Origin of the sequence: Alteromonas naphthalenivorans, assembly GCF_000213655.1 — a bacterium.
Taxonomy (GTDB): domain Bacteria; phylum Pseudomonadota; class Gammaproteobacteria; order Enterobacterales; family Alteromonadaceae; genus Alteromonas; species Alteromonas naphthalenivorans.
Genome location: NC_015554.1, coordinates 4,297,869 through 4,310,001 on the forward strand (window position 1 = coordinate 4,297,869; position 12,133 = coordinate 4,310,001).

Here is a 12,133-nt window from a genome sequence, read left to right on the forward strand (position 1 = left end):
TAATTAAACAAGTTCGCCGTTAGATTTGAAGAAACGAACTTTCTTCTCATCTTCGAAACGGAAACCAACGCGATCTGCTTTGCCCGTTGCCGGGTTAACAATCGCAACATTAGAAACGTGAATAGAAGCTTCTTTCTCAACAATTCCACCAGCTACACCCAATTGTGGGTTTGGCTTAGTGTGCTTCTTGATAAGATTAACACCTTCTATAATTACACGGTTATCAGCAATAAGCACTTTAAGGACTTTGCCTTGTTTGCCTTTGTCTTTACCCGCTAATACGACTACTTCATCATCACGACGAATTTTATTAGCCATTATCGTGACTCCTTATAGTACCTCTGGGGCCAATGAGATGATTTTCATGAAGTTTTCACTTCTCAACTCACGGGTTACCGGTCCAAAGATACGCGTACCAATTGGTTGCTTGTTTGCGTTAAGCAAAACAGCTGCGTTGCCGTCAAAACGAATGGATGAACCATCTGCACGACGAACGCCTTTTCTAGTACGCACCACCACTGCATTCAGTACGTCACCTTTTTTAACTTTACCGCGAGGAATTGCTTCCTTCACAGTAACTTTGATGATGTCACCGATACCTGCATAACGGCGATGCGAGCCACCAAGAACCTTAATACACTGAACCCTGCGAGCGCCGCTGTTGTCTGCAACGTCCAGGTTAGTTTGCATTTGGATCATGTTAGTGCTCCGCTCTATTATGAGACTCTGCCGAGTCGTTATTGCTGCTAAACCCAACAAACATTGTTGAATTTATATACATACCCCCATAAAAAGGGCGCGAAACTATAACAGAAATTTTGAGCTAGAGATAGCGTTAAATTGGATTATTTTTAATCGATGGGGAATTTGAGTACATTGTTTCTGAAATGCGAGGGGGTCGCATGACGCATGACATGAATAGCGCCAGAAGCAGACACATATTATACGCATGATTTTATAGTTTGTCTTGTGATTTTATATCCCCCGTAACACATCCATAAAAAAGCCCCAGCATTGCCGGGGCAGATAGCCAAAAGTTGGCTATCAAGCAGGATCTTTTAACTTCTCCTGTTTATAAGACAAGTGATAGTTAATACAGTCTCCTAACCGCGAAACGCCTACAGGTTTTGATATGAAGTCATCCATTCCTGCTCGCAAACACTTTTCCTTTTCGCCACTCAGCGCGTTGGCAGTAAGTGCAATGATAGGAACGGTTTCACCTAGCGCTCTAATTTCTTTCGTGGCAGCTAATCCGTCCATCACTGGCATGTGGCAATCCATAAAGATAAGGTCGTATGGCTTTTTCCGCGCAATAGCACTTGTTACCTTAGCGAGGCCTAACGCACCATTATTGGCGAGCTCTACCGACACACCAATTTCTTTTAATTGCTCTTTAATGACTATCTGATTTATTTCGTTATCTTCAACCACTAACACGCGCGATTCTGACAGCACTCTTTTGCAAAGCGGTGTGACCTTGTTTGCTGCGATAGCTTTTTCTTTCATTACACCGGCATTTGCACAATCTAGGGTCATGGTAACGATAAATCGAGCCCCTTCCCCTATCGCGCTAGACACTTCTACGTTGCCGTCATAATGCTCAACAATATTATTCACAATGGCTAAGCCTAAACCTGTACCGCCAAAGCGTCGCTGTGTCGACTCTTCGGCCTGAAGGAATGGCGAAAAGATGACTTTTTGCTGCTCATCACTAATACCAATACCCGTATCGGTAACAATTAGCTTAACCCTAAAGCGCCCTGCACCATACTTGGTACATCGCGTACTAATTTTAATTGAACCTTTATCAGTGAACTTCACCGCGTTGTTCATAAGGTTCATCAGTATCTGACTTAATCTTAACGAATCAGCGAGAAATAACGTATCTGAAACCGCCGCCGTTTCGGTGATAAATTCAATCCCTTTTTTATCGGCTAAACGCCTAAACATAGGTATTTGTTGCTCAATTAACTCTTTAAAATTAACAGGCTCAACATCATAGGTCATATGCCCTGAATCAATTTTTGAAAAATCTAAAATATCATTCACAATATTGAGCAAGGATTCTGCGCTTCGCATAGCTACATGGGTATACTCTTTTTGCTTTTCATTAAGCGATGTACTGCAAAGGGTCTCGAGCATGCCTTGCACACCATGAATTGGGGTTCGTATTTCATGGCTCATGTTTGCTAGGAACTCACTTCGCGCTTTAAGGGCTTGCTCTGCGATCGCGGTTTTTTGTTTCAAAGATTGGGTGGTGTTAAATCGCTCAGTTATATCTCGAGTTGCGCCGATAATTTTAAGGCAGGTTCCATTTTTCATAATGGGGTGTGCACGACTCTCCAACCACCGTTTTTCACCACCATCGGTAATAACTTCAAACTCGTAAGCCCAATCATTGCCGTTTATGGCAATTTCTTCCATTTTAGATTCGTAAACATTCCGTACTTTTTTATTCGCTATAAAGTTAAGTGCGTGGGATGGGGTGATGTCTTGCTTTTCGCTCATTTGTAACATGCGCTTCAAAGACGCAGACCATTTGAGTGCACCTGTTTCTACATCAAGCTCCCACGTGCCAACACCCGCCAATTCAGTAATCTGGTTTAAAAGCGCGTTTTGTTCTTCTAAGGCATTTTTCTGAGAAATGATTTCACTCAACGCTTGTTCACGTGCCACCTCTGCCCCTATCCAGTCGGCAAGCAGCAGTAAATAGTCATAATCTAAGGCGGTGAAACTGTCGCTCTTCGACGTAATAGAAGAGAAGTTGAGTGTGCCATATAGCGCTGCATTCACATGTATAGGAGTAGCTAAGTAGCTTTTTAATGTGTAGAGGGCGTAACACGGGTGGCTGTTGCCTGGCATTACGTCAATGTCGTTATAGGCCACGATTCCATTTGCGTTCACGGTATCAGCGCAATACGTATCAGACAATGGAAACTCAGCGCCGCTTACAATTTCATTCAACGGTGAAATGGCCTGCACCACCGTGTAGGTGCCATTTTGCACAAAGCTAACAATGCCGGTTTCAAGGCCTAATACCTCAGTGCCAATCTCTAGCAAACGGGCCACTTTTTCGCTGAAGGATAACCCGCCATCGGTAGTAATTTTGTGAAGATCTTTAATTACACTCATGAGGATTTACGCCCACCTTTAAAAAGCCCTTAAAACAAAAAAAGACCATTACAGGGAAGTAATAGTCTTTTCTAAAGGTAACTGAAACTCTCGGTATTTAAAGCATACCAGTATTAGCAATTAGTATAATTTTCACATAAGTGATTAATACAAAATGTTAATTTCATAGCCAGTTGCGGTATCTGCGGGTTCTACCGTAACAATATAGTTCTCTTCTTCGTTAAATCCGAATAGAGCTGTACGGTCTAGCAGAATCTGCTCTTCGTTATCATCTTCGTAAACGGCAATGATTTCGTAGTAATCAGACGGTAATACTTCACTGTCAGTCTCGCCAAACTCTAAATTTTGTAGGTCGTATTCTGCAGTATCGATAGTTTCATCGTTACGTACTAGGTAGAAATCCACATCATCAAAGTCTTCAACAAGATTAATGAAGTTCACTGTTTTATCGTACGCTTGAGGCAGTCCACTTTCTACGAATGTTACCGCGCCAAGTGCGCCCGCTTTTTCGTAGATTAGAATTGCTTTACTTTCACCTTGGTTCAAGGTGATAAGCTTATTACTTAGCGTTGTGGCTTCACCAGAGGTATCCGTTACTGTTACGCGGTAATCGCCATACCCAATTTCAGTGAATTCAGATAATTCCCCGGCATCCAGTGAAAATGCAACATCCTCTTCGTCGGTGTTGCCACCAAAAGTCACATCAAGTGCAGTGGTAATATTTGTCGAGTTATAAATACGGTACTGTGAGTCTGCTTCAACATCGGTTAACGCCGTCACTGATGATGAATTCAAAATAGTGTCTACAACCAAACCTGATTGAATTGCGCCACTTACATCACGCATGGTGAGTAGGTATTCAGTTTCGTATGCAAAGTCTATTGTCTGTGATTCAAATAGAACTTCAGTACTTCCTGGCTCTGTTAGATAAATGGTGTACTCATCTTCATCAAAGTAGTCGCTGTCATCATCTGGATCCCAGTAGTCAAACTCAATCATTTCAGAGGCCGTTACCGTACCTAAGAAGTTTGCCGCTTCAAACGGGTCGCCAGACTCGGCTAAATAGAAGTCGTAAGAACCTTCATCAATGGTTACAGACAATGCGAATAACCTAAAGTGATCTTCTAGCGTTTCACGGGTATAGCTGTAATCGCTGATAATGGGTGAATCAAAATCACCACTCATTACGATAAGACGCTTGTCACCATTTTTAAGGTTAACGGTGTAAGTATCAATAAGTACTTCTTGGTCATCTGAGTCGGTGCGAATGAACTCAAGTTCAATTTCACCGTTGTCCATTGAGTACATCGCAGTAGTATCACCAAATTGCGCAGAGCCAAAGCTATCTCCATCGACTTCTCGCATTTCTACATTCGCACCATTTGGCGAAGCATTATAGAATTGTATATAAGCATACGAGTAATCGGAGCTGCTGTCAGAGCCACCACAAGCAGCTAACCCTGATATTGCCACCAGACCGATAGCTACGTTTCGTAACCAAGCCGGAAATTGAAATTGCATATACTGAACGTCCTTACTAAATTCGTGATTGTTTGAAGGGAGTTACACTGCCCAGAAAGGCGTGAACTATACTGCCGTATGGCACTACAAAGCTTGTTATAGTTCACACCTTTACGCTGCCTTTACAAAGCTGACAATTCACTACAAAAGTATTTTGTCTTTCTATACAAAAAAGCCCCTATTACCTGTTTATAAGGTAATAGGGGCTAGCTTATTATTTGTGGATTAACTATTTATTCATAGGAATACGATAACGTTACGCCACTGTAAGTTGTGTAAGCACGAATTCCGATGTGCCAGGTACCCGCTGCTGGTGCTTGGAACGTACACACTTCGTTATTACCATTCTCGTAAGGACGGCAATCAAAGTCACTGGTTTCGGGTTGTGACCCAAATTTCATATACAAATCGGCATCGCCACTACCGCCAGACGTTTGTACCGTCATAGTCGTCACACCTTCAGGAATGGTCCAGGTATAGCGATTCCAATTACTTCGGGATGCCGATAGCCCAGTTAGTTGGCCTGAAACCGGCTCAACAGTTGGGTCGGTACCGGGATCTGAACCGCCACTGCCGCCGCAACCATTGGTATTCAGGTAACTGTAGGCATCCTCAAGTTGCATCAGGCCAAAACCATACAAGTTGTCTCGCCCATTTGCTCCCTTGTCTTCGGCCGCTGATGTTAACGCATTTCTTATCTGCGTGTTTGAGCACTGAGGGAAGTAACTCCATACTAAGGCCGCGCCACCTGCTACGTGAGGGGTAGCCATTGAAGTTCCACTTAAAGACGCATACGTGTCTGTAGGGTATGTTGAATAAACGGCACTACCCGGTGCGGCTATTTCAACTTGGTCATTGTACTGACTGTAGCTTGCTCTATTTTCATTTGAATCAACAGCGGCAACCGACATGACTGCATCGTACGAAGCAGGATATGACTTCGCGCTCGTACCTGCATTACCTGCAGCAGCTACTAGCAACAAGCCATCGTCGGTAAAGCTTTGCATGGCGTTTTGCTCGGTTGTAGACGCGCTGCCTCCACCTAAACTCATGTTTACCACGTTAGCCCCGGCACTTTGACACTGTGAAATGGCATCAATAAGATCAGAGGCGTAGGTCCAATCACCATTGTCATTGAATATCTTAACGATATGCAAATTCACGCCTGGGTAAACACCAACAACCCCTTCGCTATTATCATAAGCGGCAATGGTGCCCGCCACATGCGTACCATGACCGTTACCATCATTATACCAATTCCCCACGGCACTATTATTCGCCTGACCGGTTACGCCGTTGTTAGTGCCAGGTAAGTCTGGATGCCCTAGGTTGTATCCCGTGTCGATAACACATACTCGCCGAGCGGTAGTATCTGCTTGCGACAGCTGATTAGCTTGTACCATTGTGTAACCGTAAGGCGTGGTTTGCGCCATAGGTGTGCGCTTTACATCTACTTCAATACTTTCTACATTTGCGTTGTTACGCAGTTTGTTGAGGGCACTTCGGCTTAAAGACGCCGCCATCATGCGATGTTTTCCAAGCTCTTTACGAACCTCTCCCCCCACCTTTTGTATTTCACTGCGGGCTGATTGCACTTCAAAAGGTCGCTTCACAATAGATTTTGTGGCTTGAACTGTTTCAGCCGAGCCAGATTTACTGCTACTGGCATTGCTAATAACATCTGTCGTTAATGTTTCTTTGAATTTTATAATATAGCGCTGTTCTTCTTGTGCAGACTCGCCCTTTAAAACTAGTCGTTTACCGAGTAAAGATTGAAGCGATGCTTTTTGCTCTTCCACTTTTACTGGTGCATTAGTTGTGTTCGTTGCTGTCGTGTTTTTAGTCATTGCTGCAGTTGCAGCGTGACTTACCAACCCTACAGAAACTGCAAGGGCGATGGCTGATATACTTGTGTGTTTCATATTCACTTTTATTTCCTGTTATCTGTCTTGTCGTGTTTCAACGCTTTACAGCGCTTTTGAAACTTCGTTGTTATTAATAGACATTCAGGGCAAACGCTACTTCCTACGAAAGCACTCCATGCTCAAATTCGCAAACGACCCACCTGCCTTTTGATGTGGCATTCGGTAATACATCAAATGCACACCATTTAACTATTAAGCATAGAATCAATGAGTTAAGTATTACGAAATGTTCCTCACGTTGAAAATATATACGTAAGTTGTAGATTGAATTGTGCTTCAGTAGCGTTGGAATTTCGGTAAATGCAGATGTGGCGCGAGGTTCGAATGTAAAGCGCCAATTTGTAAGAAAATATTAATTTACAATTTAAAACACCTTAAATATTTACTTATTAATTTCACGCTCTCCCTAACGGTTTTCAGAAACGAAAAAGCCGCTAACGAATACGTTAACGGCTTCTGTCTTTTGCGAATCAGTCTTTTGCGAATAAGTCTGTAGCTAATATAAGTTTGTAGCGAATAGTTGTATACCAACTTAATAAAAGCTAGTTAGCCACGTTGTCGCACTATCTCGTACAAGCAAACACCAGTGGCTACCGATACATTAAGGCTACTTACACTACCTGCCATAGGTAGCTTCACTAACTCATCGCAGGTTTCTTTAGTTAACCTGCGCATGCCTTTACCTTCAGCGCCCATTACTAATGCGGTTGGGCCATCTAGTTTTATATCGTAAAGGGTTTTGTCGGTTTCGCCCGCCGTGCCCACAATCCATAAACCTTTGTCTTGCAGATGCTTTAATGTACGCGCCAAGTTAGTCACTTGAATAAGTGGAATCACTTCCGCTGCGCCGCACGCGACTTTGCGCACAGTGCCATTAAGGCTTGCCGATTTATCTTTAGGTACAACAACCGCATGCACACCAGCACCATCAGCTGTACGCAAACAAGCGCCTAGGTTATGCGGGTCGGTTATACCGTCAAGTACTAACAATAAAGGCTTACTTTCTTTATCTAAAATTCTATCTAGGTCAGCTTCATCCATAACACGAGCGGGTTTCGCTCTGGCTACTACGCCTTGGTGCTGTTCACCGTTAACTTTATCATCTAGTGCTTTGCGCTGACAAAACTGTACTGATATACCGAATCGACGTGCTTGATTAACAATGTTAGTCAAACGCTCATCATTACGGCCTTTCAATACCATTACTTCCATTACACGCTCTGGTTCTTGCTCTAGAACCGACTGCATTGCATGTAAACCATATAACCATTCTTGCTGTGCCATTAACGCTTATCCCCTTTCTTCGAACGCGATGGTGCCCCCTTGCCTTTGGGCGCAGCTTTTTTAGGGCCTCGCTTGGCATTTCTAGGCGGCTTCTTCGCACTGGCTACTTTAACCTTCTTGCCGCCGGGGCCGCGCAGCATAGACTTATCCAGCAATAAATCAATCTTTCTTTCATCTAGGTTAACCGCAGCCACTTTCACTTCTACGGTATCGCCTAATCTAAATTGACGATGTCCCGACTCACCCGCCAGTATTTGTTTAACTTGATCGTAGTGATAGAAATCGTCATCAAGTGAAGTAATGTGTACTAGGCCATCAATGTGATATTCGGTTAAGCGAACAAACAAACCAAAGTTTGTCACTGAACTCACTACGCCTTCAAAAGTGTCACCTACATGGTCAAGCATGAATTCACACTTAAGCCAGTCTGCAACATCACGGGTAGCATCGTCGGCACGACGCTCAGTCATCGAGCACTGTTCGCCTAGCTGTTCAATTTCTTCAACGGTGTAATTCTTTGCACCTGAAACCGTATTTTTGCCCTTTTGCTTGGCAATAATCCCTTTTAATGCGCGGTGAACTACCAAATCAGGGTAACGACGAATAGGTGACGTAAAGTGCGCATAAGCTTCAAGGGCTAAGCCGAAGTGGCCTAGGTTGTCACCATCATAAATAGCCTGCTTCATTGAACGAAGCAGCATGGTTTGAATAAGCTCTTCGTCAGGGCGACCACGGGTTTTTAATACCACGTCGGTGAAATCTGCCGGTAAGGCTTCATCGGTAATTTTGTGCGGTACACCTATTTCAGCTAAGTAGCTGGTGAAAGCCGTCAACCTATCGGCATCTGGTTTATCGTGTACACGATAAAGCGTTGGCGCTTCATTTTCAGACAGTGTCAGTGCAGCACTAACGTTAGCTAAAATCATGCACTCTTCAATAAGTTTGTGGGCATCGTTACGGATAAGCGGCACGATGTTTTCAATTTTACGCTGGGCGTTAAATACAAACTTACTTTCTTGGGTTTCAAACTCAATAGCACCACGGTGCTGACGGGCTTTTTTCAACGAGCGATATAAATCGTGAAGATGGCGCAAATGCGGCACTTGTGCTTCATACCGTTGATGAAGATCTTTGTCGCCTTGCAGTATTTGCCATACCTTGGTGTAAGTTAAACGCGCGTGAGAATTCATTACGGCTTCATAGAATTGGTAAGTATCTAACTTACCTTGAGCGGTAATGGTCATCTCGCACACCATACACAAGCGATCAACTTCTGGGTTCAGTGAACACAAGCCGTTAGACAGCACTTCCGGTAGCATAGGAATAACTTGCTCGGGGAAATACACCGAGTTGCCTCGCTGCTGGGCTTCATCGTCTAACGCTGTGCCGTTTCGTACGTAGTAACTGACATCGGCAATGGCTACCCATAGTTGCCAACCACCATCATCTAACGGTTCACAATATACGGCATCATCAAAATCGCGAGCGTCTTCACCATCGATGGTAACAAGTGGAAGCTGACGTAAATCGATTCGCCCTTCTTTTGCTTCATCTGGCACTTGCTCGGTAAGGCTTTTAACCTGTTTGGTAACGCCTTTTGGCCATTGGTGCGGAATATCAAAGGTGCGAAGCGCCATCTCTATTTCCATACCAGGCGCCATATGTTCACCTAGTACTTCAACAATTTTACCCACTGGGCTCATTTTACGACGTGGGCGCTGCGTAAGCTCAACCACCACTATTTGCCCCATACGGGCGCCGTGTACGTGTTCAGGAGGGATAACAATTTCATACTGTAGACGACTGTCATCTGGCACAACCATGCCAAACCCTTGCTCTACAAAGTAGCGACCAACAATAGGCTCTGAACGCGGCTCTACCACCTGCGTAATAAAGGCTTCTTTACGACCGCGGCGGTCAGTGCCACTTACTCGTGCTTCTACAATATCGTCATGCAAAAACAGTTTCATTTGGCCTGCACTAATGAACAGGTCTCCGCTTTTATCTTCCGGGCGTAAAAAGCCGAAGCCATCACGGTGGCCAATCACTTTACCGCGGAACAACTCATCTTGATCTTGAAGAATGTACTTCTTTTGACGGGTGAACTGAACTTGCCCTTCTCGCTCCATGGCGCGAAGGCGGCGTTGAATGCCAATGCGAGCATCTTCTTCTTCGGCATTTACTGCCGTACATATTTCAAGAAAAGACATAGGTCTGTCTTCTTCTTTCAATAAACTCATCAAAAACTCCCGGCTTGCTACCGGATTTTCGTACTTTTCTTTCTCGCGCTGATAATGCGGATCATCACTCATAGAGTTGTTCTGTCGCCTCGTTAGTTTATTCATTTTTCAAACACTGTTGCCCATGTTCTACGCATAGCAATTTTAAAGCGTTCGATTTACGCACAGTATAACAGCAATCTGCACAAAACATTACGTTATAAAACTGCCATGCCAGTGTCATACACTTTCGATATATCTTTAGTTCTCAATCACTAAAAAAATAACCCTTACGGACATGCCTTATGGACAGACGTTCTTTTATTAAATTAAGTTCTATTACCGGTGCCAGTGTTGCCATTGCAACAGGTTTAGCCGGCTGTGTTTCTACTAAAAAGCCACAAGATAGTGCCAGCTTCACTCATGGCATTGCTAGCGGCGATCCTCTGCATAATAGCGTTATTCTTTGGACCCGAGCTTTGCCCGACAAAAAAGCAGCAAACGCTAACATTTTATGGGAAGTATCTACTTCAAAAGATTTTAGTACGCTTGTTGCCAGTGATATTGCCCAGGCTCAGCAATCACGAGACTATACTGTTAAAGTTGATGTTTCCGGTTTGAATCCTGCCACCCGCTATTATTATCGCTTCAAAAGCGCAAATAGTATGAGCGAAGTAGGTACAACATTAACCTTACCGAAAGAAAATGTAAGCCAGGTAACGTTCGGAGTGTTTTCATGTTCTAACTACCCTGCGGGCTTTTTTACGCCTTATGCTGATGCTGCGTCACAGCAGAATATTGATTTTGTATTGCATTTAGGCGACTACATTTACGAATATGATGGCGAAGGCTATGCCACCGAACATGCTAAAGAATTAGGCCGCACGTTTGCCGAAGACAACGATACCGAGTTGTATACTCTTGAAGATTACCGTAAACGCTACGCGCTCTATCGTACTGACCAAGGTTTATTAGATTTACACCGTGCTAAGCCTTTTATTGTGGTGTGGGACGATCATGAGATCACTAACGACACCTACAAAGATGGTGCTGAAAATCATCAGGAAGATGAGGGGGATTTTTATGCGCGCAGAGCCGCGGCGGTGCAAGCCTATTATGAGTGGCTCCCCATTCGACCTACCTTTGGTGAAAGCAGATTAGAAATATATCGACAGTTTACCTTTGGCGACTTGGTTGACCTATACATGCTAGATACTCGTGTTTTAGCGCGAGATAAGCAGTTAGCCTATAGTGACTTTCGCAACCCTGATGCTCCCGATTCCGAGGCTTTTGATTTACCCAGCTTTACCAAGGCGATTAGTGCGCCGGAACGAGGTTTACTGGGGGATGCTCAACGAACATGGCTTAACACGGCCATGAACGATAGCAAAGCGAAGTGGCAAGTATTAGGGCAGCAGCTTTTAATTGGCCGCATGATGTTTCCTGCCTCTATCTTTAATGGTGTCCCTTTTGAAAAAATTCCTGCTCATGTGCACGCCCTTGCAAATAGCAAACGCAGAAAGCTAGCCGGAGAAACCATTTCAGCACAAGAAGAAAAGCTGCTAGCCGCTGCCATGCCATACAACCTTGATGCCTGGGATGGCTATCCGGTAGAAAGGGAAAAATTGCTAACCGCAGTGCAACAATTAAATAAACCAGTGATCGCGTTAGCGGGCGACACGCACAATGCGTGGCATAACACCTTAACCTTGCAAGATGGCACCGCGGTGGCAACGGAGCTTGCCACATCCAGTGTTTCATCGCCGGGTATGGAGCATTATTTAAAAATGGATGCTGACACTGCGAAAATTATGGCGGAGGATCTTCCTGTACTTATCGATGATTTAGCATATTGCAATTTGCATCAGCGGGGATATTTAACGGTATCTTTTACTGAAAAACAGGCGGTTGCCACGTGGCGTTATGTAGATACGATTAAATCCACATCATCCAGTACAGTAAATAGTCATGAGTTTGTTATTGAGGGCTGACGAAAGCCTGATTAGTGGCCAAGTAGAGGCTAAGTAAAAAAGTAAGTAGTGGCTGGGCAAA

The 12,133-nt window shown here is 44.1% G+C and carries 8 protein-coding genes; 1 reads left to right on the forward strand and 7 read right to left on the reverse strand.

All coding sequences use genetic code 11. The features are described 5' to 3' along the window. Positions 1-3 precede the first annotated feature (3 nt). The 7 genes from rplX to rnr form a co-directional block, all read right to left on the reverse strand. Positions 4-318, reverse strand: coding sequence for a 50S ribosomal protein L24 (gene rplX, locus AMBT_RS18760; RefSeq protein WP_013786227.1), 315 nt, complete (start codon positions 316-318; stop codon positions 4-6). Between the two features lie 12 nt (positions 319-330). Beyond that, entirely contained in the window at positions 331-699 is a 369-nt protein-coding gene (rplN, locus tag AMBT_RS18765) for a 50S ribosomal protein L14 (RefSeq protein WP_013786228.1), read from the reverse strand. Positions 700-1,044: 345 nt separating this feature from the next. Next, positions 1,045-3,132: an ATP-binding protein gene (locus AMBT_RS18770; RefSeq protein ID WP_013786229.1), complete on the reverse strand. Its 2,088-nt coding sequence runs from the start codon at positions 3,130-3,132 to the stop codon at positions 1,045-1,047. A 144-nt stretch (positions 3,133-3,276) separates the two neighbouring features. Beyond that, complete coding sequence (locus AMBT_RS18775; RefSeq protein ID WP_013786230.1) at positions 3,277-4,653, reverse strand: DUF4397 domain-containing protein; 1,377 nt, start codon at positions 4,651-4,653, stop codon at positions 3,277-3,279. A 233-nt stretch (positions 4,654-4,886) separates the two neighbouring features. Further along, entirely contained in the window at positions 4,887-6,575 is a 1,689-nt protein-coding gene (locus AMBT_RS18780; protein WP_013786231.1) for a S8 family serine peptidase, read from the reverse strand. A gap of 549 nt (positions 6,576-7,124) precedes the next feature. After that, positions 7,125-7,862, reverse strand: coding sequence for a 23S rRNA (guanosine(2251)-2'-O)-methyltransferase RlmB (rlmB, locus tag AMBT_RS18785; RefSeq protein WP_013786232.1), 738 nt, complete (start codon positions 7,860-7,862; stop codon positions 7,125-7,127). After that, a complete protein-coding gene (gene rnr, locus AMBT_RS18790) occupies positions 7,862-10,174 on the reverse strand; it encodes a ribonuclease R (protein WP_013786233.1) in 2,313 nt (770 codons plus the stop codon). The genes rlmB and rnr overlap by 1 nt, the downstream gene beginning before the upstream one ends. Positions 10,175-10,386: 212 nt before the next feature. Here rnr and AMBT_RS18795 point away from each other — a divergent pair, with 212 nt between their 5' ends. Next, positions 10,387-12,072, forward strand: a complete 1,686-nt coding sequence (locus AMBT_RS18795; RefSeq protein ID WP_013786234.1) for an alkaline phosphatase D family protein — start codon at positions 10,387-10,389, stop codon at positions 12,070-12,072. Positions 12,073-12,133 lie beyond the last annotated feature (61 nt).